The organism is Amycolatopsis sp. NPDC049691 (genome assembly GCF_040675005.1).
GTDB lineage: Bacteria > Actinomycetota > Actinomycetes > Mycobacteriales > Pseudonocardiaceae > Amycolatopsis.
In genome coordinates this window covers 273,547-299,768 of record NZ_JBFANX010000005.1, presented here as the reverse complement: position 1 = coordinate 299,768, position 26,222 = coordinate 273,547, and the positions used below count along the sequence as shown (strand labels likewise).

The 26,222-nt window shown below is 71.1% G+C and carries 28 protein-coding genes; 10 read left to right on the top strand and 18 right to left on the bottom strand.

What is annotated here, in order from left to right; translation table 11 throughout:
• Window positions 1-52: 52 nt before the first annotated feature.
• Together AB0J40_RS14040 and AB0J40_RS14035 are read right to left on the bottom strand one after the other, a co-directional pair.
• The gene (locus tag AB0J40_RS14040; protein WP_364452065.1) at window positions 53-1,021 is read right to left on the bottom strand and encodes a R2-like ligand-binding oxidase; all 969 of its coding nucleotides are present in this window, start codon (window positions 1,019-1,021) and stop codon (window positions 53-55) included.
• Complete coding sequence (locus AB0J40_RS14035; RefSeq protein WP_364452063.1) at window positions 1,018-1,617, bottom strand: TetR family transcriptional regulator; 600 nt, start codon at window positions 1,615-1,617, stop codon at window positions 1,018-1,020. Before AB0J40_RS14035 ends, AB0J40_RS14040 begins: the two co-directional genes overlap by 4 nt.
• A gap of 95 nt (window positions 1,618-1,712) precedes the next feature.
• Here AB0J40_RS14035 and AB0J40_RS14030 point away from each other — a divergent pair, with 95 nt between their 5' ends.
• Entirely contained in the window at window positions 1,713-2,330 is a 618-nt protein-coding gene (locus tag AB0J40_RS14030; protein WP_364452060.1) for an HAD family hydrolase, read from the top strand.
• On the opposite strand, the gene AB0J40_RS14025 is transcribed toward AB0J40_RS14030, so the two are convergent.
• Window positions 2,327-2,563, bottom strand: coding sequence for a hypothetical protein (locus AB0J40_RS14025; protein ID WP_364452058.1), 237 nt, complete (start codon window positions 2,561-2,563; stop codon window positions 2,327-2,329). The genes AB0J40_RS14030 and AB0J40_RS14025 overlap by 4 nt on opposite strands.
• A 132-nt stretch (window positions 2,564-2,695) precedes the next feature.
• Between AB0J40_RS14025 and AB0J40_RS14020 the strand changes: the two genes are divergently transcribed.
• On the top strand, window positions 2,696-3,082 hold the full coding sequence (locus AB0J40_RS14020) for a cold-shock protein (protein WP_007033367.1): 387 nt from the start codon (window positions 2,696-2,698) through the stop codon (window positions 3,080-3,082).
• Window positions 3,083-3,092: 10 nt separating this feature from the next.
• Here AB0J40_RS14020 and AB0J40_RS14015 read toward each other — a convergent pair whose 3' ends face one another.
• The 3 genes from AB0J40_RS14015 to AB0J40_RS14005 are packed head-to-tail and all read right to left on the bottom strand — an operon-like array spanning window position 3,093 to window position 6,289.
• Window positions 3,093-3,569 (bottom strand): DUF2771 family protein, encoded by a 477-nt coding sequence (locus tag AB0J40_RS14015; RefSeq protein WP_364452056.1) that lies wholly within the window; start codon window positions 3,567-3,569, stop codon window positions 3,093-3,095.
• Window positions 3,570-3,579: 10 nt separating this feature from the next.
• Window positions 3,580-5,472, bottom strand: coding sequence for an MFS transporter (locus tag AB0J40_RS14010; protein WP_364452054.1), 1,893 nt, complete (start codon window positions 5,470-5,472; stop codon window positions 3,580-3,582).
• Between the two features lie 49 nt (window positions 5,473-5,521).
• Window positions 5,522-6,289 carry a glutaminyl-peptide cyclotransferase gene (locus AB0J40_RS14005; RefSeq protein ID WP_364452051.1) on the bottom strand — a complete coding sequence of 256 codons (768 nt, stop codon included), beginning with the start codon at window positions 6,287-6,289 and terminating at the stop codon, window positions 5,522-5,524.
• 51 nt (window positions 6,290-6,340) lie between these two features.
• Between AB0J40_RS14005 and AB0J40_RS14000 the strand changes: the two genes are divergently transcribed.
• Window positions 6,341-8,392: a DUF3027 domain-containing protein gene (locus tag AB0J40_RS14000; protein WP_364452049.1), complete on the top strand. Its 2,052-nt coding sequence runs from the start codon at window positions 6,341-6,343 to the stop codon at window positions 8,390-8,392.
• Here AB0J40_RS14000 and AB0J40_RS13995 read toward each other — a convergent pair.
• Window positions 8,286-9,170 carry a hypothetical protein gene (locus tag AB0J40_RS13995; protein ID WP_364452047.1) on the bottom strand — a complete coding sequence of 295 codons (885 nt, stop codon included), beginning with the start codon at window positions 9,168-9,170 and terminating at the stop codon, window positions 8,286-8,288. The two genes, AB0J40_RS14000 and AB0J40_RS13995, sit on opposite strands and share 107 nt — an antisense overlap.
• Before the next feature lie 144 nt (window positions 9,171-9,314).
• On the opposite strand from AB0J40_RS13995, the gene AB0J40_RS13990 reads away from it, so the two are divergent.
• A complete protein-coding gene (locus tag AB0J40_RS13990) occupies window positions 9,315-11,192 on the top strand; it encodes a hypothetical protein (RefSeq protein WP_364452044.1) in 1,878 nt (625 codons plus the stop codon).
• On the opposite strand, the gene AB0J40_RS13985 is transcribed toward AB0J40_RS13990, so the two are convergent.
• On the bottom strand, window positions 11,189-11,416 hold the full coding sequence (locus AB0J40_RS13985) for a DUF2530 domain-containing protein (RefSeq protein ID WP_364452579.1): 228 nt from the start codon (window positions 11,414-11,416) through the stop codon (window positions 11,189-11,191). The genes AB0J40_RS13990 and AB0J40_RS13985 overlap by 4 nt on opposite strands.
• An 82-nt stretch (window positions 11,417-11,498) precedes the next feature.
• Here AB0J40_RS13985 and AB0J40_RS13980 point away from each other — a divergent pair, with 82 nt between their 5' ends.
• Window positions 11,499-12,968: an NCS2 family permease gene (locus AB0J40_RS13980; protein ID WP_364452576.1), complete on the top strand. Its 1,470-nt coding sequence runs from the start codon at window positions 11,499-11,501 to the stop codon at window positions 12,966-12,968.
• Here the strand turns inward: AB0J40_RS13980 and AB0J40_RS13975 are convergent, their stop codons facing one another.
• A complete protein-coding gene (locus AB0J40_RS13975) occupies window positions 12,969-13,547 on the bottom strand; it encodes a hypothetical protein (RefSeq protein WP_364452041.1) in 579 nt (192 codons plus the stop codon).
• A 100-nt stretch (window positions 13,548-13,647) separates the two neighbouring features.
• Here AB0J40_RS13975 and AB0J40_RS13970 point away from each other — a divergent pair, with 100 nt between their 5' ends.
• Both AB0J40_RS13970 and AB0J40_RS13965 read left to right on the top strand, forming a co-directional pair.
• Window positions 13,648-14,079 (top strand): MarR family transcriptional regulator, encoded by a 432-nt coding sequence (locus AB0J40_RS13970; protein ID WP_125307987.1) that lies wholly within the window; start codon window positions 13,648-13,650, stop codon window positions 14,077-14,079.
• A 116-nt stretch (window positions 14,080-14,195) separates the two neighbouring features.
• Window positions 14,196-15,452 (top strand): MFS transporter, encoded by a 1,257-nt coding sequence (locus tag AB0J40_RS13965; protein WP_364452039.1) that lies wholly within the window; start codon window positions 14,196-14,198, stop codon window positions 15,450-15,452.
• Here the strand turns inward: AB0J40_RS13965 and AB0J40_RS13960 are convergent.
• The 6 genes from AB0J40_RS13960 to AB0J40_RS13935 all read right to left on the bottom strand — a co-directional run bounded on the left by AB0J40_RS13960 (window position 15,449) and on the right by AB0J40_RS13935 (window position 21,257).
• Window positions 15,449-16,474 carry a hypothetical protein gene (locus tag AB0J40_RS13960; RefSeq protein WP_364452036.1) on the bottom strand — a complete coding sequence of 342 codons (1,026 nt, stop codon included), beginning with the start codon at window positions 16,472-16,474 and terminating at the stop codon, window positions 15,449-15,451. The two genes, AB0J40_RS13965 and AB0J40_RS13960, sit on opposite strands and share 4 nt — an antisense overlap.
• A gap of 217 nt (window positions 16,475-16,691) precedes the next feature.
• Window positions 16,692-17,498, bottom strand: coding sequence for an arylamine N-acetyltransferase (locus AB0J40_RS13955; protein ID WP_364452034.1), 807 nt, complete (start codon window positions 17,496-17,498; stop codon window positions 16,692-16,694).
• Window positions 17,499-17,602: 104 nt separating this feature from the next.
• Entirely contained in the window at window positions 17,603-18,226 is a 624-nt protein-coding gene (locus AB0J40_RS13950) for a superoxide dismutase (RefSeq protein ID WP_003088226.1), read from the bottom strand.
• Between the two features lie 188 nt (window positions 18,227-18,414).
• Complete coding sequence (locus AB0J40_RS13945) at window positions 18,415-19,074, bottom strand: biliverdin-producing heme oxygenase (protein WP_364452032.1); 660 nt, start codon at window positions 19,072-19,074, stop codon at window positions 18,415-18,417.
• Between the two features lie 73 nt (window positions 19,075-19,147).
• Complete coding sequence (locus AB0J40_RS13940) at window positions 19,148-19,744, bottom strand: TetR/AcrR family transcriptional regulator (protein ID WP_364452029.1); 597 nt, start codon at window positions 19,742-19,744, stop codon at window positions 19,148-19,150.
• Between the two features lie 16 nt (window positions 19,745-19,760).
• A complete protein-coding gene (locus AB0J40_RS13935; protein WP_364452027.1) occupies window positions 19,761-21,257 on the bottom strand; it encodes a glutamate--cysteine ligase in 1,497 nt (498 codons plus the stop codon).
• 211 nt (window positions 21,258-21,468) lie between these two features.
• On the opposite strand from AB0J40_RS13935, the gene AB0J40_RS13930 reads away from it, so the two are divergent.
• Genes AB0J40_RS13930 through AB0J40_RS13920 form a run of 3 tightly spaced genes read left to right on the top strand, consistent with a single transcriptional unit; the run spans window position 21,469 to window position 23,277 of the window.
• Window positions 21,469-22,275: an RNA methyltransferase gene (locus tag AB0J40_RS13930; protein ID WP_364452025.1), complete on the top strand. Its 807-nt coding sequence runs from the start codon at window positions 21,469-21,471 to the stop codon at window positions 22,273-22,275.
• Between the two features lie 10 nt (window positions 22,276-22,285).
• Window positions 22,286-22,897, top strand: a complete 612-nt coding sequence (locus AB0J40_RS13925; protein WP_364452022.1) for a DUF2537 domain-containing protein — start codon at window positions 22,286-22,288, stop codon at window positions 22,895-22,897.
• A gap of 26 nt (window positions 22,898-22,923) precedes the next feature.
• Window positions 22,924-23,277: an MmcQ/YjbR family DNA-binding protein gene (locus AB0J40_RS13920; protein ID WP_364452019.1), complete on the top strand. Its 354-nt coding sequence runs from the start codon at window positions 22,924-22,926 to the stop codon at window positions 23,275-23,277.
• Here the strand turns inward: AB0J40_RS13920 and sepH are convergent.
• The 3 genes from sepH to AB0J40_RS13905 all read right to left on the bottom strand — a co-directional run bounded on the left by sepH (window position 23,274) and on the right by AB0J40_RS13905 (window position 26,116).
• A complete protein-coding gene (gene sepH, locus AB0J40_RS13915; protein WP_364452016.1) occupies window positions 23,274-24,116 on the bottom strand; it encodes a septation protein SepH in 843 nt (280 codons plus the stop codon). The genes AB0J40_RS13920 and sepH overlap by 4 nt on opposite strands.
• 192 nt (window positions 24,117-24,308) lie before the next feature.
• On the bottom strand, window positions 24,309-25,457 hold the full coding sequence (locus AB0J40_RS13910; protein ID WP_364452015.1) for an ATP-binding protein: 1,149 nt from the start codon (window positions 25,455-25,457) through the stop codon (window positions 24,309-24,311).
• Window positions 25,454-26,116, bottom strand: a complete 663-nt coding sequence (locus AB0J40_RS13905) for a response regulator transcription factor (protein WP_072476072.1) — start codon at window positions 26,114-26,116, stop codon at window positions 25,454-25,456. Before AB0J40_RS13905 ends, AB0J40_RS13910 begins: the two co-directional genes overlap by 4 nt.
• Between the last annotated feature and the right edge of the window lie 106 nt (window positions 26,117-26,222).

The window sequence follows — 26,222 nt, the reverse complement described above, 5'->3', positions numbered from 1 at the left end:
GGGTTTTGGGTAGAGGTGGGGGGCACCCTGCGCGTGGGCCCCCCACCACCCTTCAGGAAGCCGCCGCGGCCGCCTCGGCGATGGCCTTCGCGTCCTCCTCGCCGAACGTTTCCTCCAGGTGCTCCGGCGAGTAGTCCAGGTCGATCTGCTCCACCGGCATCCCGCGCGCCGACTCGATCGCGCCCAGGCGGCGCTGCGCGCGGTCGGCCGCGTACTGGACGATCTCCTGCGGGTCGTTGTCGAACGGCAGCTCCTCGAACTGGTCCTGCACCCACTGGATCATGTTCAGCGCGTGCGGCAGCAGCTCGCCCATCCGCTGCTGGACCGCGTCCCACAGCGAGTCGTCCGCGGCCACGTGCCGGCGGCACGTGAACGTGCCCCACGCCATGTGGCGGCGCTCGTCGTCGCCGATGCGGCGGACCAGTTCCTGCATGCCCGGCAGGATGTCGTGCTGGGTGCAGATCAGCTGCCACGAGTAGTAGCCGGTCAGCGCGAGGCTGCCCTCGATCACGTGGTTGTACGTCACGCTGGCGCGGATCTGGTTGAGCGGGCTGGGATCGTCCTCCAGCGCCCGCAGCGACTGCGGTAGTTCCTCGTAGAACAGCTTGCGGTAGTGCGGGTTCTCCGCCACGAACGGGTGGAGGTCCTCGGTCAGCCCCACCGCGTCCATCCAGCGGCGGAACACTTCCGTGTGCTTGGCCTCCTCGAAGCAGAACTGCGTCAGGTACATCTCGTCGCCGAAGCGGCCGGTCGCCGACATCGCCCGCATGAACGGCTGGATGTCCTCCGTGACGGCCTCTTCGCCGGCGATGAACTGCGCCACCAGGTACGTCGTGCTGCGCTTCTGCTCGTCGTTGAGCGTGTCCCAGCCTTCGCGCTCGCGGCTGAAGTCGATGTCGGCCGGGTTCCAGAACTTCTTGTTGCCCTTGACGAACAGGCGCAGCGGGAACGAGTCCCAGTTCAGCCCGCCCTTGCGCAGCGAGGAGAAGCCGGTCCGCAGCTCGGACAGCGTGTCGGTCATCGTGTCACTCCATTGTGGACGAATTGGCGGATGGCGGGTTCGAGGACGGCGGTGACGGCGTCGGCCGCCTCCGCCGCCGAGTGCGTCGGGAGCACCAGGTGCGACAGCGAAAGCCGCACGACGGTCTCCGCGAGCAGGGCGGCGGCTTCGGCCGAGAGCCCCGGTTCGAATTCGCGGTACTGCTCGGCGGCGAGGTCCGCGGCCGCGGTGAGGATCGGCTCGCCGCGGCTGGTGAGCAGCGGCAGCAGGTCCTCGCCCGCTTCGGTGCCGAGCGCCGCCGCGACCAGGCGGTTCTCCCGCGCGTGCTCGATCGTGTAGACGACGGCGTGGTGGATGCCCGCGAGCAGCCCGTCCGCCGTTTCGAACCGCTGCCGGATCCCGTCGAGGAACTCCGCCGCGGTGCGCAGCGCCACCGCCTGGGTCAGCGCCGCCTTGTTGCCGAACTCGTTGTAGACGGTCTGCCTGCTCACCCCGGCTTTCGCCGCGACGTCGGCCATCCGCAGGCCCGCGTGCCCGCGGTCCGGCAGCAGGTCGGCCGCGGCGTCGAGGAGTGCTTCCCGCAGGGACGCCTTCGTCCGGTCAGTGAAGCTGGTCACACCCTCACCTTGACACAGATGGCTCCACTGTCAAGACGCTGTACATGATCAGCTGAGGTGTAAAACTGTCGGTGGTCGCCAGTACCGTGTGGAGCGTGGGCATCACGGTGGGGTTCGACCTCGACATGACACTGATCGACGCGCGGCCGGGCATGGCCGCGGCGATGAACGCGCTCGGCGCCGAATCCGGCCTGCCGCTGGACGGCGACGCGTTCGCGGCCAACCTCGGCCCGCCGCTCGACGACATCCTGCGCGGCTTCGAAGCGCCGGAGGAGCGCATCCCGGGGCTCGTCGACCGGTTCCGCGCGATGTACCCGGAAGTGGTCGTGCCGAGCACCGTCGCGCTGCCGGGCGCGGTCGAGTCGCTCCGGGCGGTGCGGGCCGCGGGCGGGCGCACGCTGGTCGTCACCGGGAAGTACGGGCCCAACGCGCAGCTGCACGTCGACGCGCTCGGCTTGGACGTCGACGAAGTCGTCGGCGAGCTGTGGTCGACGCAGAAGGCCGAGGCGCTCCTCGCGCACGACGCGAAGGTGTATGTCGGAGATCACGCCGGCGACATCCGGGGCGCGCTGGCCGCCGGCGCGATCGCGGTCGGCGTCACGACGGGTCCGTGCGACCGCACGCTCCTGCTGAGCGAAGGAGCGGAGGTGGTGTTCGACTCGCTGACGGAGTTCCCGGAGTGGTTCGAGAAGACGTTCGCGGCCGTGCCTTAGTTCTTGGCGCGTGCCTCGCGGACCAGCGCGATCAGGCCCAGCAGGAGGCCCAGCGGCGTGACGACACCGGCGGCGACGGACAGCCAGATCGGCAGGTTCTCCAGGCCGGCGGCGAACATGATGAAGACCGTCAGCACGGCGAGCATGCCCAGGCCGAACAAGCCGATGCCGACGCGCATCAGGAACGGTTTGCCGGTGGCGGCCACGGCGGCCTCCTTAGACGCCTTACTCATGACGCAGAGGGTATCCGGCGGTATCGACTTCTCCCCAGGGCATGTGGCGAGATACCCTTTACCCAGCGCGCCCTGGGTACGCCCCCGGGCGCGTTCGTCGTGAGCGGGACAGCAGAAGGATTGGTGAGGGAAGTGCCGACCGGCAAGGTCAAGTGGTACGACGCGGAGAAGGGGTTCGGGTTCGTCACGCAGGACGGTGGCGCCGACGTCTACATTCGCAAGGCCGCGCTGCCGCAGGGCGTCGAGGGGCTCAAAGCCGGGCAGCGGCTCGAGTTCGGCGTCGCCGACGGCCGCCGCGGGCCGCAGGCGCTCTCCGTCCGGCTGCTCGACCCGCCGCCGTCCGTCGCCGAGGCGCGCCGTCGCCCCGCGGAGGAGCTGCACGGCCTGATCGAGGACATGATCAAGCTCCTCGAGCTGAAGGTGCAGCCGGACCTGCGGCGCAACCGCTACCCGGACCGCAAGCACACCAAGCAGATCGCCGAGATCATGCGCGCGGTGGCCAGGGACCTCGATCCCTAAAGAGCGATCCCTACGCCTCCAGCCGGAGACCCCAGACGTCGCTGGGCAGCAGGCCCGACTCGCCGGTGCTCGAGTTGAGCACGGCCGTGTACTTCTGCACGTCCACCGCGGAAATGCGGTCGGCGGGCGTCGGCGGCGTCACGGTGTAGGCGTAGCGGTCCAGCGACGTGAACGGGATCGGGTCGCTCTGCTTGTACTCGCCCTGCGGGGTGACGTACTCGTAGACGATCTGCCACGGCGCTTCGGCGACCTCACCGGGCACGGAGATCTGCACGGGCTTGCCCGGGCGGACCTTCAGCGTGCGCGTGTCGCCCTTGGCGCTGCACGGCTGCGCGAGCTGCCGGGAGTAGTCGCACGAGAGCACCGGCGTGGTGTTGATGGTGTGGCCGTCGGCGTAGAACGTGACCTCGGCCGGGCCGGGTGCCGAGCAGCCGGCCACCGCGAACCCACCGGCCGCAAGCAGGGCCACCACCCGGGAACGTCGCATGCTGCGGAGCCTACCGGCGTGGTGCGGGGTCCCTGGGCAGGCCCTGGGCCGGGAAGCTGCCGGTCGGCTCCGGGCGCAGCGGCCGGTCGCCGCCGAGGCCGGGTACGAGCGAACCGCCGCGGCGCACCAGGTACGTCTGCGTGAGGCCCACGGCCAGCACGATCGTGATCACCAGGAAGCCGATCCAGTACGTCGGCGGCAGCAGCAGCCCGACCGCGCCACCGAGGCACCACGCCAGCTGCAGCACGGTTTCCGAGCGGCCGAACGCCGACGCGCGCGACTCCTCGGGCAGGTCCTCCTGGATGACGGCGTCGAGGCTGATCTTGGCCAGCGCGCTGGCCGTCGCGCCGACCAGACCGACGATCGCGGCCGTGGCGAGGCCGGGCAGGATCGTCGCGACCAGCGCGGCGAGCACGCAGCCCGCCACGCAGCCGACGATCACCTGGTCGGGACTGCCGAAGTGCAGGCGTGAGCCCAGCGCGTTGCCGAGGAACCCGCCGGCGCCCGCCGCGGCGCCGATCACGCCGAGCAGCAGCAGCTGCATGAACGGCGTCTGCCCGCTGCCCTCGGTCTGGGCCTTGACCGCGAACGCGGCGAACATCATGAGGAAGCCGGTGAGGACGCGCACCGAGCCGTTGCCCCACAGCGCGACGACGATGTGGCGCCCCATCGGCTGGCGGCGCTTCTTCTCGGTCGGGTGCGCCGAAAGCGACGTCGGGACCTCGCCCTCGGTGGCCTCCACCCAGGCCGGGATCCGCATCGACTGCACGGCGGCGGCGACGCAGATCAGCGCCGTGAACCAGAGCGCGCCCGCCGAGCCGGCGATCGCGTTGACGCCGCTGGCCAGCGCGCCGAACGCGCCCGCGGCGACCAGGCCGAACGTCGTCAGCCGGGCGTTGGTCTTGGACAGCGTGATCTCCGACGGCAGCACCCGGGGCGTCACGGCGGCCTTGAGCACGGTGAACGACTTCGACAGCACCATCATCCCGAGCGCGGCCGGGTAGAGCAGCCAGTCGTCGAAGTGCAGCGCCATCACGACGGCCATCAGCCCCTGGCCGACCGAGGACGCGCACATCGCCAGCCGCCTGCCGCGCTGCACCCGGTCGAGCGCCGGTCCGATCACCGGGGCGACCAGCGCGAACGGCGCGATCGTGATGAGCAGGTAGAGCGCGACCTTGCCCTTGCTCTCCCCGCTGGTCGCGGCGAAGAAAAGGGTGTTCGCCAGCGCGATCGCCATCGCCGCGTCGCTGGCGTAGTTCAGCATCACGGCGTAGGTCAGCGAGGTCAGGCCGGACTTCTCGGCGCCGTCGGCCTTCGTCGCGCGCTGGAAGGCGCCGACGGCCTGGCCGGTCAGCTGCCGGCTGCGCATCGCCGCGACCCGCGTGACGGTGATCTTCTTCGGCAGCTTCGGCGTGCCGCCCGGCGTCCGCGGTTCTTCGCGCGGCGGCTGGGGCTCCGGCTCGGGCGGCCGCGGCTCGCCCGCGTAGCCGCCGGTGTCGTAGTGCTCGTACTCACCGCTGCCCGGACGGCGCTCACCCTGGTAGAAGCCGGGCGGCTCGCGGTGGATCCGGTCGGTGCGGTTCGGGTCGTGCGGCGGGTACGGCCGCGCCCCGCGTGGCGGCGGGGGCGGCGGCCGGTGCCCGGTCGGCGCGGCGGCGGTCGGGGCCTCGTTCGCGTCGTAGTAAGGGGCGCGCGGAGGGGCGTCGTGGTACTCGCCGCGCGGCCGTTCGGCGCGGGTGGGCGGCGGCGCGGTGCGGTGCTCGACGCGGGTGGGCTGCGGGGCGACGGCCTCGCGCCACGGCTTGGCCTGCCCGGCGCCCGGCTCCGGCGTCCAGCGTCGCTTCGACTTCCGGCCGCGCGACTGCGAGCCGGAGCCGTCGGAGCGGGAGCCGAAGAGTGCCACGTCTCAATCCTGCCTTACCGGGGGCCGGTTCCGCCTGCTCATCCGTGCTTTACGCGTTCTTCGGGACGAACCTCACCCGGAACGTGACCGGCCACTGCTTCCCCGTGAGCAGATATTCGTCCGTGCCCGGGACGGCCGCTATGCCGTTGAGCACGGCTTCGGCGTCGGTGGTGTTCACCTGGGCGCGCAGCCGGCCCGCGTCGATCGTCGCCGTGACGTGCCCGGTGGCGGCGTCGATCCGCAGGACGGTGTCGGTGTGCCAAACGTTTGCGTAGACGTCGCCGCCGACGCATTCGAGCTCGTTGAGCTGGTCGTGGCCGACGTCGACGCTCCCGGTGACGGCGAAGGTCTTCGGATCGCGGAAGGTCAGCCGGGACGAGCCGTTGCTCATCACTAGCCGTCCATCGGCTTGGTGGCAGAGGCCCCAGCCCTCGCCGTCGTACTTGACGCGGCGCAGCTCGGCGAGGGTTTTGGCGTCGCGTTCGATGGCGAAGCCGTCCTGCCAGGTGAGCTGCCAGAGCGTCGGGCCGAGGACGGTGACGCCTTCGCCGAAGAGGGGCGCGGGGAGGGTGGCCGTCGTGGCGGGCGGGCCGCCGGCCGGGCCGGCGGTGAGCGTCGACTGCCCGGCGAGGCCGGTGCTCTCGTAGAGGACGTCGCCGGCGAACTCGAGGCCTTCGGTGAAGGCGGCGGGGTCGTGCGGCAGGGTCGAGACGACCTGGACGGTGAGCTGTTCCGGGGCGGCGTCCTGGGCGGGGGCGGCGGCACAGCCGCTGAGCGCGGCGGCTGCCAGCAGGGTGGTGACGATCGGCGTGCGCACGATGAACAGCCTGGCACGGGCGCCGGGGAGGCGTGCGGCACAATTGGCCGCATGACGCTGCTGCTGACCCTCGACGACGGTTCCGTGCAGCGCAAGCTCGCCGATGCGGTGGAGTTCGCGCGCGCGGCGGTGCTCGAAGAAACGCCCGAGGAGCAGATCGGCACCCACGTGGGTGTCACCCGTGAGGACGCGGTCACGGCAAGTCACCTGTTCGAGGCCCAGGTCCCGGGGTATCGGGGTTGGCGCTGGTCGGTGACGGTGGCCCTGGCGGGCGACGACGAGCCGGTGACGGTCAGCGAGGTCGTCCTGGTGCCGGGCCCGTCGGCGTTGATCGCCCCGCCGTGGGTGCCGTGGGAGCGCCGGGTGCGCGCGGGCGACCTCGGAGTCGGCGACATCTTCCCGACGGACGAGAACGACCCCCGCCTGGCCCCGGCGTACCTGCAGTCGGACGACCCGGCGGTGGAGGAGGTCGCGCACGAAGCGGGCCTGGGCCGGGTGCACGTGTTGTCCCGGTTCGGCCGCACGGAGGCGGCGGCACGTTGGCACTCCGGAGAGTTCGGCCCCCGCTCGGACATGGCCCGCAGCGCGCCGGACGTGTGCGGGACGTGCGGGTTCTTCGTGCCGCTGGCGGGCTCGTTGCGCGGGGTGTTCGGGGTGTGCAGCAACGACATCGCCCCGGCGGACGGCCACGTGGTGGACGTGGAGTACGGGTGCGGAGCGCACTCGGAGGTAGAGGTCGAGGTGACCTCCTCGGTTCCGGTGGCAGAGCTGGTCTACGACGATTCGTTGCTGGATTTCACGCCGGCGCCGTCGGAGGTGGCGGAGACCCCGGTGGCCGAGCCGGAGACGGCGGTTACCGAGGCGGACGTGTCGCCGGCGGAGGTGGAGCCGGAGGTCGCGGCCGAGGCCGAGCCGGTCGAGGCCGTGGTCGCCGAGCCGGCGCAGGCGGAGCCGGTCGAGGCCGGGGTCGCCGAGTTGGCGCCAGCGGAGCCGGTCGAGGCCGAGCGGCCCGCTGGGGTGGCTGCCGAGGCTGAGGCCGCCGAGTTGGCGCCGAGCGATGTGGTTGCTCCGGTGGGGACAGTCGAGTCCTCCGAGTCCGCGGCTGCCGAGCCGATCGCGACGCAGACGGATGCGGTTGCGCCTGCGGAGGAAGCGGAGTCCGCCGAGCCCGTGGCGGCTCCCGAGCCACAAGCAGTGGTGACGGAGCCCGCGGCAGAGTCGCCGGCAGCCGAGGATGCCGCGCCGACTCAGGCCGATGCGGTTACCCAGCCGGAAGCGGCTTCAGTTGAGACTGAGGTTCCCGAGCCGGCCGAGGCGGAGCCCACGCAAGCCGAGGTGACCGATGCGGTCACCGAGCCCGCGGTGGCTGAGCCGGAAGCTGGCGAGCCGGCGCCGGCGCCGAGCGATGTTGCCGCGGCTGCCGCCGAGCCGCCCCAGGCTGAGGTGACCGATGCGGTTGCCGAGCCGCAGGCAGTGGTGACAGAGGTCGAGCCCGCTGGCGCAGCCGATGCGGATGCCGAGCCGCACGCAGCCGAGGTTGCCGGGCCGGCTCAGGCTGAGGCGGTTGCCGAGCCGGAGGCGGCTTCAGTTGAGACTGAGGTTCCCGAGCCGGCCGAGGCGGAGCCCACACAGGCCGAGGTGACCGATGCGGTTGCCGAGCCCGCGGCGGCCGAGCCTGGCCAGGTGGATGTGGCCGAGCCGCACGCAGCCGAGGTTGCCGCGCCGGCTCAGGCTGAGGCGGCTGAAGAGACCCCGGCTGAGGTGACCGCGGCGGAAGCCGGTGAACTGGTTGCGGCTCAGGGCGATGCTGCGGCGGGCGAGTCGGCGCAGGCTGAGGTTGCTGCGGCTGAGCCGACCCCGGCTGAGGGGACCGTGGCCGAAGCCGCTGAACCGGCGTCGATGCAGGGTGATTCTGCTTCGGGCGAGTCCGCTGCTGTTGAGCCGGGCGCCGAGTCCGTTGATGAGCTTCCTGCCGCCGCTCTCACCGACACCGTCGTCACCGAAACCGGTGAAACGGTTGCCGCTGACTCTGGCTCCGCTGATGAAGCTCAGGCCCGGATCGACACCCCCGATGAAGCCGCTCGTGAGCAGCGGGATCTCTGACGCCTCCGGGGCCGATCCCTTCGGCACCGCGCGGCTCCGCGAGTCCACCCTGCGCTCCTGGCGGGACTCGCCCACCCGGCTCATCGAGGACACCAACGTCGAACGGGATCTGCGCGTTGGTGCCTATCGGGATCGGCTCTTCGTCGAGCTTGCCCAGAACGCCGCCGATGCCGCCATGGCGCACGGGACGCCCGGGAAGATCCGGGTGTCCCTTGTGGACCGGGAACTTCGGTTCGCCAACACCGGTGCGCCCCTGGACGCTCGGGGTGTTGCCTCCCTTGCCTCGCTGCGGGCCTCCGGGAAGACCGGGGACACCGTCGGCCGCTTCGGGGTTGGCTTCGCCGCTGTTCGCACCGTTTCCGATGCTCCCAGCGTCGTCTCGACCAGTGGTGGGGTCCGCTTCTCCGCCGAGCTGACCCGGGAAGCCGCCGGGATCGACGGGGATGTTCCCGTTCTCCGGCTGCCCTGGCCCATCGCCGCCGACGTTCCTGACGGCTTTGACACCGAGGTTCGCCTTCCGCTCCGGGATGACGTCGACGGGCGGGCCCTGCTCGACCAGCTCGCCGGAGACATCGGTGATCTCCTCCTTGCCCTGCCGTGGCTGGCCGAAGCCGATGTGGACGGTCGCGTTTGGACTCGCCAGGACCAGGACGATGTCGTCGTGATCCGCGGCCCTGGAATCGAAACCCGGTGGCTGACCCATCGTGGTGACGTCGTGTGGGCCGTTCCGGTTGACGAGCAAGGTCTTCCGCAACCTCTCGAAGAAGACGTTCTCCACGCGCCCACTCCGACCGACGACGGGCTTTCGCTCCCCGCGCGGCTCCTCGCTCCCGTACCCGTCGAACCCTCGCGTCGCCGGGCGCTTCCCGGGGCTGAACTGACCCAGTCTCTGAAGAGCGCCGCTGCCGAGTACGTGCGATTGGTGCGTCTGCTGCCGGCGGAACAACGGTTCGCGCTCGTTCCCGCGCCCGGCTTTCCGAAGTCCACTGTGGATGCACAGCTGCGCGACGAAGTGATCGCCAGTCTCAGTGCTGAGCCGTGGTTGTCCACTCAGGACGGTCGTGACGTCGCTGGGAGGCAAGCGAAAGTCCTCGACGTCGACGTCGAAGGACTGCCCGAGCTGATCGCCGACGTCGTTCCCGGCCTCATCAAAAGCGCCGCGCCCGCCAGTGTGCTCAAAGCCGTTGCCGTGCAAGTGATCAGCGTCGAAGCAGTGCTGGAAACGCTTACCGGCACCTCCCGGGAACCGGCCTGGTGGCACGACGTCTACGCGGCACTCGCCCGGGCTGTCGAGTCGCACGCCGTCGCGGCTGAACGGCTGGACGGCCTGCCGGTCCCGTTGTCCGACGGCCGGACGCTGCCGGGCGCGCGCGGGTGCCTGCTCGTCGAGGGCTCGGCCGAGCTGCTCGAACTGTTGTCCGATGTGGACATTCCGGGGCTGCGGCTGGTGCACCCCGCCGCGTCGCACCCGCTGCTGGAACGGTTGGGCGCCAAGCACGCCGATGCCCGTGAGCTGCTCAACGCCGACCAGCTGCGCGATGCCGTCGAACGCAGTATCGAAGACGTCCGGTCCGGATTGGACGGTACGACGCTCGCCGGTGCCGTCCTCCGGCTGGTCGCCGACTGCGGGGACGATGCCCCGCGCTGGGTCGGGGCCCTCGCCCTGCCCGGCACCGATACCTGGCGACGCGCCGACGAGCTGGTGCTCCCGGATTCGCCGCTGCTGGACGTCTTCGACGAAGAAGTCTTCGAGGAGGACGGCGCGCTCGACGTCCTCGACGAGGACTTCGCCGAAGACTGGCCGGCCGACACGCTCAAGGCCGCCGGCGTGCTCGACTCGTTCGCGCTCGTCGTCGACGACGAACCGCACGAACCCGATCACGACCTGCCCGACGAGGAAGCCTGGTGGGACTCGCTGCCGGAACCGCCGTCGACGCTCGTCGCCATCCGGGATCTCGATCTCGTCGGTGATGACGCCTGGCCCGCCGCGCTCCGGCTGCTCGCCGCGCGGCCCGAGACCTGGCACGCCCTGCGCACGCCACATGGCCACGCACGCTGGTGGATCGCGCAGTACGCCGTGCTCGGCGGGCTCGCGCCGAACGAATGGCGGTTGCCGGACGCCGATCTGGCCGGGCTCTACGACGAGGTTCCCGACCTCGGGCTCAGCGAGGACCTGCTCGAAACGGCCGGGGTGCGAACCGGGCTGACCCTGTCTACTGTGGACGAGGCGCAGGACGTCCTGCACCGCCTCGCCGACCCCGAACGGCGGATCACCCCCGGCCTCGCGGCGCGCGCGTACGACGCGGTCGTCGAATCCGGCTTCGAGGTCTACGAGCCGGGCGGGCTGCGGGCGGCGGACGGCTCGGTCGTCGGGGGCGCGCTGATCCTCGACGTCCCGTGGGTGGCCGGTGCGCTGGAGCCCAGCGAGTACGTGGTGGCGCCCGCCGATCCCGACCGGCTTTCCCACCTGCTCGACGAACCGCTCGCCAGCGGCGCGCCGGCCGAGGTCGTCAGCGAAGGCGAGTACGCGCCCTGGACCGAGCTGCCCGCGCTGAAGCTCGTCGCCGATCAGCTCGGCGTCCGGCTGCCCGAGGGCGGCGTCCTGGTGCACGACCCGCTCACCGTGCGGATCCGGGGCGCCGAGCACGACGTCCAGTGGTGGTCCGACGGCCGGCTCCACGCGGCCGACACGTCCGAGGGATTGGCCCGCGCCTTCGCCTGGGCGGCCGACCGCTGGCCCGACCGGCACCTCATCACGGCGTTGCTCGACGACCCTTCGCCGAGGACCCTGCTGGCTTAGAGCCGCTGGGCCGACTTCGAGCCCCGGCGGGCGGCGGCGCGCTGCCAGGCGATGATCCCCATGCCGACGAAGCCGAGCGCGAACCCGGACAGCGCGGTCTGCACCCACAGCCCCGAAGTCGTGAAGAAGAGCACCACCAGCGCGACAGCCCAGATCGAGGTGCCTACGATCACCACCGGCGTCAGGTCGGTCAGCTTCTTGGGCAGCTCCGGCGTGTGCCGCAACGAGCCCGTAACCTCCGGTGGATTGATCGGTTCACTCACGAGGTGCAGGGTACTCCGCAGCAGCGAGAGAATGGGCAGGCGAATGGCGGAGCAGGAGACGACCCGCACCGGGACGTCCACACTGGACCGGTTCTTCAAGATCACCGAACGGGGCTCGACCGTCCCGCGCGAGCTGCGCGGCGGCTTGGTCACCTTCGTCACGATGGCCTACATCGTGGTGCTGAACCCGCTGATCATCGGCAGTTTCTCCGCCGACGACGCGGGTGCGCACAAGGACCTCCTCGGTGGCATCCTGCCCGTGCCGCAGGTCGCCGCGGTGACGGCGCTCGTCGCCGGCGTGATGACCATCCTCATGGGCCTGGTCGCGAACTACCCGTTCGCCATCGCGACGGGACTCGGCATCAACAGCCTGGTCGCGGTCACCATCGCCCCGCAGATGACCTGGCCGGAGGCGATGGGCCTGGTCGTCATCGAGGGCGTGATCATCGTCCTGCTGGTGCTCACCGGTTTCCGGACCGCGGTGTTCCGGGCTGTGCCGGCCGCGCTGAAGTCGGCGATCGCCGTCGGCATCGGCGTGTTCATCTGCCTGATCGGCCTGGTCGACGCCGGGTTCGTGCGCCGGCTGCCGGACGCCGCGCACACGACCGTCCCCGTGGGACTCGGCATCAACGGCTCCATCGCCTCCTGGCCGACCGCGGTGTTCGTCGTCGGCCTGCTGGTCACCGGCATCCTGGTCGTGCGCAAGGTCAAGGGCGCGATCCTGATCGGCGTGCTGGCGTCGACCGTGCTGGCCATCGTCGTCGAGGCGATCGTCAAGGCCGGGCCGTCGCAGGGCACGAACCCCAAGGGCTGGAACCTCGGCTACCCGGCGCTGCCGGACCAGGTCGTCGGCCTGCCGAACCTCTCGCTGGTGGGCGACGTCTCGTTCGGCGCCTGGACCCGGCTGCCGATCATCACCGTCTGCCTGCTGGTGTTCACGCTGGTCCTGGCCGACTTCTTCGACGCGATGGGCACCATGACCGGCCTCGCGAAGGAAGCCGATCTGCTGCCGGCTGACGGCCAGCTGCCCAACGTCGGCAAGGCGCTGTTCGTCGAGGGCCTCGCGGGCGCGGCCGGCGGCTTCGGCTCGGCCAGCTCGAACACGGTGTTCGTCGAGTCGGCGTCCGGCATCGCCGAGGGCGCGCGGACCGGCCTGGCCAACGTCGTCACCGGCGTGCTGTTCATCGCCGCGATGTTCCTGACGCCGCTCTACCAGGTGGTGCCGGTCGAGGCGGCCGCGCCGGCGCTGGTCGTGGTCGGCGCGATGCTGATGTCGCAGGTCCGCGACATCGACTTCACCGACTACTCGATCGCGCTCCCGGCGTTCCTGACCATCGTCGTCATGCCGTTCACGTACTCGATCGCGAACGGCATCGGCGCCGGCTTCGTCAGCTACGTCGTGATCCGCGCGGCCACCGGCAAGGCCCGCCAGGTTCACCCGCTCATGTGGGTGATCGCATTGGCCTTCGTCGCCTACTTCGCGGTCGGACCGCTGCAGGCGGCGTTCAAGTAGTCAGCCGGCGGCCTGGACCTGGAGGGCCCGGGTGAGGACGGGCAGGTTCGCCTCGAAGACGGGCTGCGGGGCGTCGTAGCGGATGGTGATCAGGACGTCGCCGGTCCCGACGCCGATCTCCCGGACCTGCCGGGTGGCGCCCTGCTTCTGGTAGGTGAAGTCCCACTGCCCGGCGTCGTTCGACGCGACCGGCTCGTGTTCGGCGATCGAGGTCAGCCGGTAGCCGGGGTCGTGGTTCGTCTTGGCCAGCGCCCGCAGGCCGCTCACCGGGTCCTCCTGGTCGAGCGGCACGCGGTCGGTCTCCAGGACCACGCCGCTGGCCGAGTCGAGGTAGGTGGCGCGGTCGCCGGCGTGGTTCGACGGCCAGTCCGGCACCGGGATCGCGAAGTTCCAGCCGCGCCCGTCGGCCGCGTCGGGGAAGCGGTAGACCTCCTGGTGCGCGACTTGGACGGCGGGCGCGGTGGTCGTCGGCGGGGGTGCGGCCGCCGGTGCGTCGTCACCGCTGCTCAGGAACTGCGCCGCCACGATCGCCACGACGGCCGCGCCGACCACGATCGAGCCCACCAGCTTCTTGTTCATCGAACCCCCAGGTTTCTCCGAGATGAGGACGCCTGGGCTTCGCGGGGGTTGCGGTGGAGATCACCCGTTCGCCCGAAGTTTCGTAAGGTATGCTAACTATATGTCCGGCGACACGCACGAACGCTCCTTGGCGAGCCGTCTGCGTCTCGCGGTGGTCCGGCTCAACCGCCGGCTGCGGGCACAGCGCGTCGGGGACGACCTCACGCTGACGCAGGTCGCCGCGCTGTCCACCCTGCACAAGTGCGGTGCGCTGACCCCGGGTCAGCTCGCCGCGAAGGAAGGCGTCCAGCCGCCCTCGATGACGAGGGTGATCGCCGCGCTCGAGGAGATGCGTTTCGTCGAGCGGCGCCCCCACCCGACCGATGGCAGGCAAGCCATCGTCGAGCTGTCCGAGAGCGGGCTGGCCTACGTCCGGAAGGCCATCTCCGTGCGGGAGGCGTGGCTGGACCGGCAATTGGCGGAACTCGGCGACGAAGAGCGTGAAGTGCTCTCCAAAGCCGCCGAAATCATCGACAGGATGGCGGGGAACTAACCACGGTGACGGCCACGGGTAGCGAAACGAAGCGTTCGATCCAGACCACTGCTACCCGGGAAACGGCTTCACCGCCGTCCGCTTCACCGCCGTCCCAGCCGAAACCGCGCCGCAGCATGTTCGCCTCGCTGCGCGTCCGCAACTACCGGCTGTTCTTCACCGGCCAGGTCATCTCGAACATCGGCACCTGGATGCAGCGCATCGCCCAGGACTGGCTGGTGTTCACCCTCAGCGGCAACAACCCGATCGCCCTCGGCATCGCCGTCGCGCTGCAGTTCGCGCCGACGCTGTTCCTCTCGCTGTGGGCCGGCGTCCTCGCCGACCGCGTCGACAAGCGGCGGCTGCTCACCTGGATCCAGGTCGCGGCGTGTGCGCAGGCCGTCGTCCTCGGCGTGCTCGACATCACCGGGCTCGTGGCGCTGTGGCAGGTCTACGTCCTGTGCTTCACCCTCGGCGTGACGGCGGCGCTCGAAGTGCCGACGCGGCAGTCGTTCGTCGCCGAGATGGTGGGCCGCGACCAGGTCGCCAACGCCGTCGCGCTCAACTCGTCGATCTTCAACATGGCGCGGATCGTCGGGCCGGCGATCGCCGGGTTCGCGATCACGTGGATCGGCACCGGCTGGCTGTTCATCGCGAACGCCCTGAGCACGGTCGCGGTGATCATCGGGCTGGTCCTGATGAACCCGGACAAGCTCTTCCGCGTCGCGGCCGTGCCGCGCGAGAAGGGCCAGCTCGCCGAGGGCCTGCGCTACGTCCGCCGTCGCTCGGACCTGATGACGGTGATGGTGCTCGTGCTGTTCGTCAGCACGTTCGGCATCACGTACTTCTCCTCCCTCCCGATCGTCGCGGCGAACGTGTTCCACACCGCCGCCGACGGCTACGGGTTGCTGTCGACGCTGGTCGCGGTCGGCACGTTCACCGGCGCGATCATGTCCGCCCGCCGCGGGACGAAGGGCAGGCCGCGGGTGCGGCTGATGCTGGTGTCCGCGTTCTTCCTGGGCGTGTTCGAGCTGATCACGGCGTTCATGCCGACGTACCTGACGTTCGGCCTCGGCCTGATCCCGCTCGGCTTCGCCACGATGACGTTCCTCAACACGGCGAACGCGCTGGTGCAGACGTCGGTCAGCCCCGAGATGCGCGGCCGCGTGATGGGGCTGTACGTGCTGGTGCTCATCGGCGGCAACCCGATCGGCGGCCCGATGGTGGGGTGGATGGCGCAGGCGTTCGGCGGGCGGTCTCCCTTCTACATCGGCGGGGCGGTTTCGGCTCTGGCCGCGGTCGTGTGCGCGGTGGTGCTGATCCGGCGAGGTGGGGTTTCGTGGCCGGTTCAGCGCGGGTTCGGGCTGCGGGTGCTCAAGCGGGCGAAGGTCTAGCGGCCAAGTAGCGGCGGCACCACCTTCTCGGCCAGCTCGCGGATGCCCGGCAGGGTTCGGTCGAGGTCGGACACCCGGAGGACGAGGGTCTGCGGGGAACCGTCGACGAGCTGGACTTCGATGACCCCGCCCGGTTCGCTCACGTCCGCCGGACGGCCCGCGAAGCGGTCGCCGAAGGACTGGGTGAGGCTGGTGGGGTTGTACGAGAGTTCGACCTCGGCTCCGCCCGCCTTGTGCTTGCACGTGCCGGGCCAGTCGGGCTCGACGGCCTCGGGGGCGAGGCCCAGCGCCTTGGCCAGCTGGGTGCAGAGCTGCCGCATGATCAGGGGGTAGGCGGAGTCGGCGACGCCGGTGCCGGCGATCGGGGTCATCTCGGGCGGGTGTGCCTGCTCCTCCTGGTTCGGGAGCGACGGCCCCGGGGTGGTGATCGCGCCGACCATCGCGGTGCCGAGCTCTTCCGCCATCCCCCGGAAGTCCCGCTCGGCGCGGACGCCCACCTGGTTCGCGACCCGGAGCTGCAGCTCGGGGGCGGCCCACTGCTCGGCCGTGTCCGAGAGCCGGACGGTCAGCACGGCATCGGTGCCGGTGCTCTTCGTCAGTGTTCCCGGGTGGCCGGCCACCGTGACCACGGCCGGTTCGAAGCCGCCGAGCGACGGCCGGTCGTACGTGCCCGCCGTGACCTCCAGATCGGCGGTGATCACGTGGCAGTCGCCGGCGCCCGACACCTCGCGCAGGACCGGGCCGCCGAGCACCTTGCGCCACGTGTCCTCCGGGACGGCGTTGCAGAGCACCTGGCCCCGGGTGCCGAACGGCAGTGCCGCGGCCATCTCCCCGGTCGGCATCGGGACCGGCCGGATCGCCTCGGCGTTCGCCGACGGCCACGCGGACGGCAGCGCCCTCGGTGGTTCGGCCGGTGAGTCGTGGGCCGACCACCAGGCCAGCCCGGCCGCCAGCATGAAGACCACCGTCAGCGAGACGGCGATCAGCACGGTGCGGTCCTTCTTCATCCCCCTCGTGTTCACGGCGTAACCGTATCGGCACGCACCGACAAAAAACGGCGATCCGGCATCCCGCTGTCACTCGGACGAGTGAGATCGGCGTCTCCTCGCGAGGCCTCTTGCCGGGGGAGATGAGGTTAGGCTAACCTCATACACGTCCGCTTCGTGGTGGGAGCGGCAGTCAGTTCGGGAACGGACGGAGCCCCGGCCCTGGGAACCCCAGGCCGGGGCTCCGTTCACTTCACGGCAGTGTCGGGCTGAGCTCGCCGCTCGTCAAGGGACTCTCACCCGGTGGCGTGGGCAGCCGGGTCAGCGTCAGGCCGAAGTAGACGCGGTACGCCGTCCGGATCGCCGCCTCGGTCGACAGGACGACCTCGTGCCGGACGCCGTCGACGGTCTCGATCAGCCGATCGCCCGAGAGCGTCACGCGGCCCTGGGACGTCGGGCGCGAACACGTCAGCGACTTCGTGAAGTGGGACGCCGGGGAAGTCGCCTGCCACCACGCCATCGGGACGAAGTCCGACAGCGGTCGCGGACGGCGCTCCAGCCGGTACTGCGGCTTGCCGTCCTGCAGGATGTCGACGTCGCCGTGGGGCGCGTCCAGCACGAGGAACTCGCCGTCGGGATCGGGCTGCGCGTCCACGGCGGACAGTCGCAGCGGGTGGCGGGAGAAGCGGCCGAAGCCGACGTCGGCCAGCCAGTCTTCCCCGTCCAGGGAAACGACGATCGCCGCGTGGTCCAGCGGCGGGCCGAGCGTGCCGTCCGGGCGGAATACCTGGGCCGCGTGCAGCGCCGCGTCGTACCCCAACGCGCGCAGCAGGGCCGCGAACAGGCCGTTGAGCTCGTAGCAGAACCCGCCCCGGCGGCGGCGCACGATCTTGCCGAACAGGGCGTCTTCGGTCAGCTCGACCGGTTCGCCGAGGTGGACGCTCAGGTTCTCGAACGGCACCGCGGCCAGGTGGCGTTCCTGCAGGTGGCGAAGCGTCGCGAGGTCGGGCGCCGCCGGCCACGCGACGCCGAGGCGGTCCAGATACGCGTCGACGTCCATGGGGACCACTCAAACACCTCGACCGCACTCGAGGTCAAGCCAATTCAGCCGACGACGAAAAAACGGGGCCCTCCCGTGCAGGAGGACCCCGTTTGCCGTAGGACTCAGCCGAGCAGCAGGCCGTTGCCGCCGGCGACGGCGTTGTCGAACCGCTTGGAGATCTCGGCCCAGTTGAAGATGTTCCACAGGGCCTTGACGTAGTCCGGCTTCACGTTCTTGTAGTCCAGGTAGAACGCGTGCTCCCAGACATCGACCAGCAGGATCGGCACGGTCGGCAGGATCAGGTTGTTGTGGTGGTCGCGCAGCTGCTGGGTGATCAGCGTCTTGCCGATCGGGTCCCAGGAGAGCGCGCCCCAGCCGTTGCCCTGGATCGTGGTCGAGACGGCGGTGAACTGCGCCTTGAACTTGTCGAAGGAGCCGAACGCCTCGTCGATCGCCGCGGCCAGCTCGCCGGTCGGCTTGTCGCCACCTTCCGGCGACAGGATCTTCCACCACACGACGTGGTTGGCGTGGCCGGCCAGGTTGAAGGCCAGCGTGGTCTCCAGGCCGACGATCGAGCCGAAGTCGTTCGCTTCGCGGGCGGCTTCGAGCTTGTCGAGCGTGTCGTTCGCGCCCTTGACGTAGGTCGCGTGGTGCTTGCTGTGGTGCAGCTCGTTGATCTCGCCGGAGATGTGCGGCGCGAGGGCGCCGTAGTCGTAGTCGAGATCGGGCAGCTCGTAGCGGGCCATTGGCCCTCCTTCTGTCTTCGACACAAGTTTCCGGTACCGAACCTAGTAGCACACGCCACTCCGCGGCGAGCGGGGGCATGTGGCCATCACAACGTGGGACGGCGGTCCGTGAGTGGCGTACCCGAGGGTCAGCCACCCGAAACCGAGCCTGCAACCTGGACCTAACTGGAGGTCAACGGGCTGTGAGATCAGGCACGGAACTCGTCGAGCCGCGAAGCCAGCTCGTCGAAGACCGCGACGTTGCACTCGAACGCCACCAGTGTCTCGTCGATCACCCGTGCGCGTTCGGCCTCGTCCCACGGCGCGTTGTCCAGCTTCGCGCGGTACTGGTCGCGGAACCGCGGGGCGCTGCCGATCCCGTCGAAGTGGTAGAAGAGCGTGCCCGCCTCGGCGACGTCGTACTTCTTCTCCAGCAGCCGCCGGATGGCCTGGCCGCCCGCGATGTCGCCCAGGTAGCGCGTGTAGTGGTGCGCCACGTACCCGCCCGCCCACGACGACGCGGCCTCGATCCGCGAAACGTAAGCCTGCGTGGAGGCGAGGGGCGTGATCGTCGAGCGCCAGTCCGGGCCGACCAGGTGGGCCAGATCGCGCTCCAGGTTCGGCAGCCGGCGCAGCTCGTCGAAGACGAACCCGCCGCCGACCGGGTCGCCCGCCATCCGGTCGCTCGCCGCTTCGATGGCGCCGTAGACGAAGTAGTACTGGATCGCCAGCCGGGCGTAGCCCTCCTGCGTCAGCTCGCCGCCGAGCAGGGCGCGCATGTACGTGGAGTAGTTCGCCTTTTCGTGGACCTCGAGCGTCGATGCGCGCAGGGTCGCCGAGAACGGGCGAGCGTCCGTGGTCACCGACATGGGCAGGCCTCCCGGCGATCGATCTGACACGCTGTCAGAAAGATCGTAGGGCATATTTCCAGGTTAGGCTACCCTAAATCGACGCGCCGACCGCCCGCAGCACGAACCGGACGGCGGCTTCGACGATGTCTTCCAGCTGGTCGGACGGCCCGTCGACGAGCGTCCGGTTGCCCAGCGCCGCGGTGATCATCGGGATCAGGACGTCCGGGTCCTCGGCGGGCCAGCGCCCGAGGTCGACGCCGCCGGCCAGGATCGCGCGCAGCCGGTCGGTGATCGGGTCGGCGTGCGCGCTGATCCGGCGGTAGGCCGCGGGCGCCAGCGCCGACGCGAGCGCCGTGCCCGGCGGCATGTGGAACTCGGCCAGCACGCGCAGCTGCAGCCGGACGAACGTCGCGAGCTGGTCGACCGGGTCGGCCTGCGCTTCGACGGCTTCGGTCAGCCGGGTGACGTACCGGGCCGCCTCGTCCTCGACGAAGGCGACGAGCAGGCTTTCCTTGTCGGGGAAGTGGTTGTACAGCGCCGTCCGGCCCACGCCGGCCGCCGAGGCGACGCCGGCGAGCGTGATCGCGTCGAAGCCGCGTTCGTACAGCTGGGCGCGCAGGACTTCGAAGACCCGCGTGCGGACTTCGCGGCGGTGCGCCTCCAGCGACTCACCGAGAATCTTCGGCATCGGCCCAGGCTAGCGGTCAATCACCGAGCTGCCAGGTGTGCACGGGCTCGCCGGACTCCGAAAGCTCCAGATAGCGGCCCAGCATCCGGGACAGCGCCTCTTCCCGATCGAGCCCGCGTTCCTGCGCGCGCAGGACGTAGTCGCGCTGCCAGGTCGCGCCCGTCCGCCGCGCCAGGCACCGCCGCTCGACGATCCCGAGGTAGCGCTCGCGGGCTTCGTCGGAAACGTCGGAGCGGCGCAGGCCCTCGTGGGCGAGCGGGAGCAGCACGCGCAGCGCCAGCTCGTCCGGCGGGATCCAGCCGATGCCCGGCCAGTACAGCTGCGCATCGAACCCTCGGCGCGCGCCGGCGTAGAGGTTCTCCTCCGCCGCCTGGAAGGACATCTGGCTCCACACCGGGCGTTCCGCCTCGGCGAGCGCGCGCTGGGCGCCGTAGAAGAACGCCGCGTTCGCGACCGTGTCGACGACCGTCGGCCCGGCCGGCAGCACCCGGTTCTCCACGCGCAGGTGCGGCAGGCCGTCGACGACGTCGTACACCGGGCGGTTCCAGCGCCAGATCGTCCCGTTGTGCATGCGCAGCTCGGTGAGCTTCGGTGCCTGTCCCGCGTCGAGCGCCTCGATCGGGTCTTCGGCGTCGGTTTCCGGGAGCAGGCCGGGGAAGTAGCGGACGTTCTCCTCGAACAGGTCGAAGATCGACGTGATCCAGCGCTCGCCGAACCACACGCGCGGGCGCACGCCCTGGTTCTTCAGCTCCTCGGGCCGGGTGTCGGTCGCCTGCAGGAACAGCGGGATGCGCGTCTCGTGCCAGAGCGCCTTCCCCAGCAGGAACGGCGAGTTCGTCGCGAGCGCGATCTGCGGCCCGGCCAGGCACTGCGCCGCGTTCCAGTGCGCCGCGAACTCCTCGGGCGCGACCTGCAGGTGCAGCTGCACGCTGGTGCACGCGGCTTCCGGGAGGATCGACTCCGCGTAGCTGCGCAGGCGTTCGGGCTGCTGGCCGGGCAGTGCCGCGCCTTCCATCGCCAGTACCGTGCGTTCGCCGCGCGCGGCGAAGATCTGGTCGTTCAGCGTCGTGTAGCGGGCCTTGTTGGTCAGCCACTTCTGGTCGAAGTGGTCGTGCTTCAACGTCGGCAGGATGCCGATCATCGCCAGCTGCGAACCGGTGTCGCGGGCCTTCGAGGCCGCCGTCGTGAGGTACGCGCGGAGGTCGTCTTCGAGCTGGAGGGCGGAATCCCCGGCGAGCGGGCGCGGCGGCACGTTCAGCTCGATGTTGTGCTGGCCCAGCTCGGTGGTGAACGACGGGTCGTCCAGCGCTTCCAGCACGGCGGTGTTCGTCATCGACGGGCGCAGCTCGCGGTCGACGAGGTTGAGCTCCACCTCGAGGCCGATGTTCTTGCGGGGGAACGAAAAGCTGCCGTCGGTGAGCATGCGGGCCAACGTGTCGAGACAGCGCTGCACCTTGCGGCGGTACCTCCCGCGGTCCAGCGTGTTCGGTTGAGCCGCGAGGTCCATCCCCATGACCATCCCTGCTTTTCGTCGGCGTGGAACTAGGACGTGTTTCCGGCCCTGGCGGACAACCGTTACACAGGCGATGCACCCGGGCTAGCGGCCAAACTGGTGCTCTCCGTCACGACGAGTTAACCGACAGCAAAATACCGCCGTTCGTACCATTCTCGCTTCGACGTTCGGACCAGTGAGGCGCCTGGCAAGCGGGTGACAGACTGGGCGGATGGCTGTGATCCACATCGACGGATTCGACGACCCGCGCGTCGATGATTTCCGCGACCTGTCCACAGCGGACCGCCGTCCGGACCGCCCGGGCGGCAAGGGACTCGTCATCGCCGAGGGCACTGTCGTGGTGTCCCGGCTGCTGGCGTCCCGGTACCCGGTACGGGCGCTGCTGGGCGTCGAACGGCGGTTCGCGGAACTGGCGGACGACCTCGCCGGGCTCGACGTGCCGCAGTACACGGCTTCCGCGGAGACGATGGCGGAGATCGTCGGCTTCCACCTCAACCGCGGGATCCTCGCCGTCGCGGACCGGCCGAAGCCGCTGACGGTTTCCGAAGTCGTCGACGGCACCGGCACGATCGCCGTGCTCGAAGGCGTCGGCGACCACGAAAACCTCGGCGCGCTGTTCCGCAACGCGGCCGCGCTCGGCGTCGGCGGGGTCCTGCTCGGCCCCGGCTGCTCCGACCCGCTGTACCGGCGCAGCGTGCGCGTGTCGATGGGCCACGTCCTGCGCGTGCCGTTCGGGCACCTCGCGGACTGGCCCGGCGGGCTCGACGACCTGCGGGCGCGCGGGTTCGCCGTCGCCGCGTTCACCCCGCGGCCGGGCTCGATCCCGCTGCGGGAGCTGCGGGCGCACGCGCCCGGCCGGGTGGCCCTGCTGTTCGGCGCCGAAGGTCCCGGGCTGACGGAAACGGCGCTGGCGGCGGCTGATCACGCCGTCCGGATACCCATGCCGGCCGGAGTCGACTCACTCAACATCGCGACGGCCGCGGCCGTGGCCTTCTACGAACTGGCGCGGGCCGACTAAGGTTCCGGTCATGGAGCTGCGGATCCGCGGTGAGCGCGCCGTGCTGGCCGGACCGGGCGGGGAACAGGCGCGCGAGGTCGACCCGCACAAGCTCGCGATCGGCGCCGATCTGGCGCAGGCCCTGCACGAGTGGGCGCGCGTGGCGTCCGCGGTCGCGGCGGGCTCCGGGGCCGAAGCGGGCTCGGTCGTTTCGCAGCGCGGCCGCCAGCTGGCCGGCCGGCTCGCCTCCGTGATGGGCACGACCGTGCGGTTCGTGGACCCGGTGACGGGCGCCGACACGGTCGTCGAGCCGCCCCCGCGCGACAGCACGCCCGGCCGGAAGTTCGTCCAGACCGTGCTCGGCCCGCCCGGCCCGCCCGGGGAACCGACGCCGTGGCTGACCGGGCTGACGGTGTCGGCGTTCATCGCGGCCGTGGTCGTGGTGGCGATGCTGGCGCTGGCGACGACCCTCGCGCGCGAGACCAGCGGCTGGCTGGCGCTGGTGGCGTCGGTCGTCGTGACGGCCGGGATCACGCCGTCGCTGTGGCTGATCCGCCGCACGCCGATCCTGCGCTGGGCCGCGTACGGCGCGGCGGGCGGCGTGGTGATCGCCTGGATCGGCGTGCTGGTGATCGCCTTCTAGCGGTGCCGGGCGGTTAACCTGCTCCCATGCGCCAGCTGGACGCGTTGCGGAAGTTGTGCCTCGCCCTGCCCGAAGCGACCGAGCGCCTCAGCCACGGCTCGCCGGCCTGGTTCGTGCGCGGCAAGAAGACCTTCGTCATGTTCCACGACGACCACCACGGCGACGGCCGGCTCGCCTTCTGGTGCCCGGCGCCGCCCGGGGTGCAGGAAGAACTCGTCCGGACCGAGCCCGAGCGGTTCTTCCGGCCGGCCTACGTCGGGCACCGCGGGTGGCTGGGCGTTCGGCTGGACGTCGACGTCGACTGGGCCGAGGTCGACCGGATCGTGCGGGAGGCCTACCGGCAGGTCGCGCCGAAGACGCTCGCCGCGCGGGTCGGTTAACCGCGCTGCGAGCGGACCCCGAGCAGCACGTCCTCCCAGGACGGCACGATCGGGTGGTTCTTCTTCGCCTTCGGCCGCGGCTGGTCGGCGTGGTCCTCTTCGGGATCCGCCGGGACGCGGGGGATCTCGCGGGTGTCGTCGTCCGGGTCCGGCTCGGCGGCGGGCAGCTCGGCTCGTTCCGGCTCCACCGAGTCCAGCGTCGGCTGGAACTCCGCGTCGCGGGCCGGGTCGAGGGCGCGGACCGTGCGGGGTGCGCGGTAGGCGTTCGGGTCGAGCAGGACCTCGGCGTTCTCGTCGAGCGCCACGACCGTGCCGCCGTGCGCCCCCGGCGAGAACGCCCAGTGCGCGCGGTTGTCCGACCGGCCGGCCTTCCACTGCAGCACGACGACCCAGCGGCCGTCGTCGCCCTTCCACGAGTCCCAGGTGGCCTGCGAGTAGTCGTGCCCGCGGACGCCGAAGCCGTACGCGACGACCTCGCCGAGCGTCTGCACGTCCGGGCCGTCTTCGCGGACCGGGTGGGCGCTCTGCGCCAGCTCCGCGGTGCGCGAACGCTCGAGGAGCACGGGGTAGGCGAAGCGTTCGACGCGCTGGACCGACACGCCCGCGCTGCTCGCGACCTGCTCGACTGACTCGCCGGCGCGGATTCGCGCCTGGATCTCGCGTGGCCGCATCTGGCTCTCCAACTCGATTTCGATCTGGCCGAGGCGGGTGATGTCACCTCGCGCCGCCGCGCGCAGTCGCTCATCGGCAGGGAGCAGGAAGCGAGTACGGCTCGCCGGGTCTTCGAGCACGATGGACTTGCCGTCCTCGTGCAGCCCGACCACTCGCAGCGCCCGCATTGTTCTCGCCTCCCCGATCTTCTTCACCGTTGTGGGTGCCCACGTTAGAACGGCGCGTCGGCTTGACGTGCGAGGCGCGCCGAGTCCGCGACGAACTGCCCACTGTTCACTTAGCGACTCCCGCATCATCGACGACGCAGGTCGGCGCCCGCCGCGTGACACGCCGCACACGGTCAGTCACGTTCGAGTGGATCAAGACGGCGGCAGGCGGACCGTCACGGTGAGCCCGCCGCGCCGCCCGGGCTGGGCCTCGGCGTACCCGCCGTGCGCCGACGCCACCGAGCGCACGATCGACAGCCCGAGCCCCGCGTTGCGCGTGTCCCCGGTCCGCTCCGAGCCCACCCGGCGGAACGGCTCGAACAGCGTCGGCACGGCCTCGGGCGGGACCACCGGCCCCGAGTTCCGCACCTCCAGCGCCGGATCGCCGCGGACCTCGACGTAGACCCAGCCGCCCGAGGCGTTGTACGTGATGGCGTTGACCACCAGGTTCGTCACCAGCCGCTCGAGCAGCACCGGGTCGCCCGCCACCACGCGCGGCCGCAGGCGGGTCTCCACCGTCACCCCGGCCGCCTCCGCCGACGCCGCGGTCGCGCGGACGACCGCCGCCACCACTTCGTCGAGCCGCACCGGGGACCGCGCCTGCAGGCCGCGGTCGCTGCGGGCCAGCACCAGCAGGCCCTCGATCATCCGTTCGCTGCGCTCGTTCGTGTGCAGCAGGTGCGTGCCGAGCTTGCGCAGCTCCGGCGCCGCTTCCGGGTCGGCCATCGCCACCTCGACCAGCGTCCGCTGGACGGCCAGCGGCGTCCGCAGCTCGTGGGACGCGTTCGCGACGAACCGCTTCTGGCTGTCGAACGACTCCGCGAGCCGGTCGAGCATGCCGTCGAACGTGTCCGCCAGCTCCTTCAGCTCGTCGGGCGGGCCCTCCAGGTTGATCCGCCGGTCGAGCTTGCCCGCTTCCAGGCGTCGCGCCGCGGACGTGATGTCGTGCAGGGGGCGCAGCGCGCGGCCCGCCATCAGCCAGCCGAACAGGACGGCCAGCGCCGCCGTCGCGACCAGTGCGATCGCCGAGCCGACGACCAGGGTGGACAGCGTCGAGGAGCGGTACTCGTCGAGCGACCCGCTGAGCAGCCGGACCGCCACGCCCGGGGAACCCACGACCGTGTCGGCCTGGACGCCGTAGAGCGCGTCGGCCGAGCCGATCGTCGTCGAGGCGACCCGGGCCGGGTCCGGCAGGGTGCTCTGCACCAGCAGGTAGTTGATGACCACCAGGACCAGCCCGGCGAGCAGGAACAGCCCGCCGTACCAGGCCGTCAGCTTCGTCCGGACCGACAGCGCGGTCACGGCGTGCCGAACCGGTAGCCGGCGCCGGGCACGGTCTCGATCACCGGCGGGTCGCCGAGCTTGCGCCGCAACGTCATGACCGCGACGCGCACCGCGTTCGTGAACGGGTCGGCGTGCTCGTCCCACGCCTTCTCCAGCAGCTCCTCGGCGCTGACCACCGCGCCCTCGGCCCGCATGAGCACCTCCAGCACGGCGAACTCCTTCGGCGAGAGCAACAGGAACCGGCCGTCACGGGCGGCCTGGTGCCGCGGCAGGTCGAGCACGACGCCGTCGCGCTCCAGCACCGGCGGCAACGCCGGTCGCGTGCGCCGCGAGAGCGCCTGCACCCGCGCGACCAGCTCGGCGAACGCGAACGGCTTCGTCAGGTAGTCGTCGGCGCCGAGGCCGAGGCCGGCGACCCGGTCGGTGACGTCGGCGGCCGCGGTCAGCATCAGCACGCGCGCCTCGCCGCCCGCCCGGACGACCGCGGCGCAGACGGCGTCACCGTGCACCTTCGGCAGGTCGCGGTCGAGGACCACGACGTCGTAGCCGTGCACGCCGACGCGTTCCAGGGCCTGCTCGCCGTCGTAGCAGACGTCGACGGCCATCGAAAACCGCCGCAGCCCCTCCGCGACCGAGTCGGCCAGCAGCCGCTCGTCCTCCACCACCAGCACGCGCACCGGTCCAGTCTGCGCAGGAGGGCCATAAGGACCGCATAAGCGACGTCGCTTAGCGCGCCCGAATCCCCCGATCCGTAGACCTGGCACCCATCGGACGAAAGGAGCG

Bases quoted from the DNA above. Each gene is read 5' to 3' on its own strand.
- AB0J40_RS14040 (WP_364452065.1), bottom strand. From the start codon at position 1,021: ATGACCGACACGCTGTCCGAGCTGCGGACCGGCTTCTCCTCGCTGCGC.
- AB0J40_RS14025 (WP_364452058.1), bottom strand. From the start codon at position 2,563: ATGAGTAAGGCGTCTAAGGAGGCCGCCGTGGCCGCCACCGGCAAACCG.
- AB0J40_RS14015 (WP_364452056.1), bottom strand. From the start codon at position 3,569: ATGCGACGTTCCCGGGTGGTGGCCCTGCTTGCGGCCGGTGGGTTCGCG.
- AB0J40_RS14000 (WP_364452049.1), top strand. From the start codon at position 6,341: ATGACGCTGCTGCTGACCCTCGACGACGGTTCCGTGCAGCGCAAGCTC.
- AB0J40_RS13980 (WP_364452576.1), top strand. From the start codon at position 11,499: ATGGCGGAGCAGGAGACGACCCGCACCGGGACGTCCACACTGGACCGG.
- AB0J40_RS13975 (WP_364452041.1), bottom strand. From the start codon at position 13,547: ATGAACAAGAAGCTGGTGGGCTCGATCGTGGTCGGCGCGGCCGTCGTG.
- AB0J40_RS13970 (WP_125307987.1), top strand. From the start codon at position 13,648: ATGTCCGGCGACACGCACGAACGCTCCTTGGCGAGCCGTCTGCGTCTC.
- AB0J40_RS13965 (WP_364452039.1), top strand. From the start codon at position 14,196: ATGTTCGCCTCGCTGCGCGTCCGCAACTACCGGCTGTTCTTCACCGGC.
- AB0J40_RS13955 (WP_364452034.1), bottom strand. From the start codon at position 17,498: ATGGACGTCGACGCGTATCTGGACCGCCTCGGCGTCGCGTGGCCGGCG.
- AB0J40_RS13950 (WP_003088226.1), bottom strand. From the start codon at position 18,226: ATGGCCCGCTACGAGCTGCCCGATCTCGACTACGACTACGGCGCCCTC.
- AB0J40_RS13945 (WP_364452032.1), bottom strand. From the start codon at position 19,074: ATGTCGGTGACCACGGACGCTCGCCCGTTCTCGGCGACCCTGCGCGCA.
- AB0J40_RS13940 (WP_364452029.1), bottom strand. From the start codon at position 19,744: ATGCCGAAGATTCTCGGTGAGTCGCTGGAGGCGCACCGCCGCGAAGTC.
- AB0J40_RS13935 (WP_364452027.1), bottom strand. From the start codon at position 21,257: ATGGGGATGGACCTCGCGGCTCAACCGAACACGCTGGACCGCGGGAGG.
- AB0J40_RS13930 (WP_364452025.1), top strand. From the start codon at position 21,469: ATGGCTGTGATCCACATCGACGGATTCGACGACCCGCGCGTCGATGAT.
- AB0J40_RS13925 (WP_364452022.1), top strand. From the start codon at position 22,286: ATGGAGCTGCGGATCCGCGGTGAGCGCGCCGTGCTGGCCGGACCGGGC.
- AB0J40_RS13920 (WP_364452019.1), top strand. From the start codon at position 22,924: ATGCGCCAGCTGGACGCGTTGCGGAAGTTGTGCCTCGCCCTGCCCGAA.
- sepH (WP_364452016.1), bottom strand. From the start codon at position 24,116: ATGCGGGCGCTGCGAGTGGTCGGGCTGCACGAGGACGGCAAGTCCATC.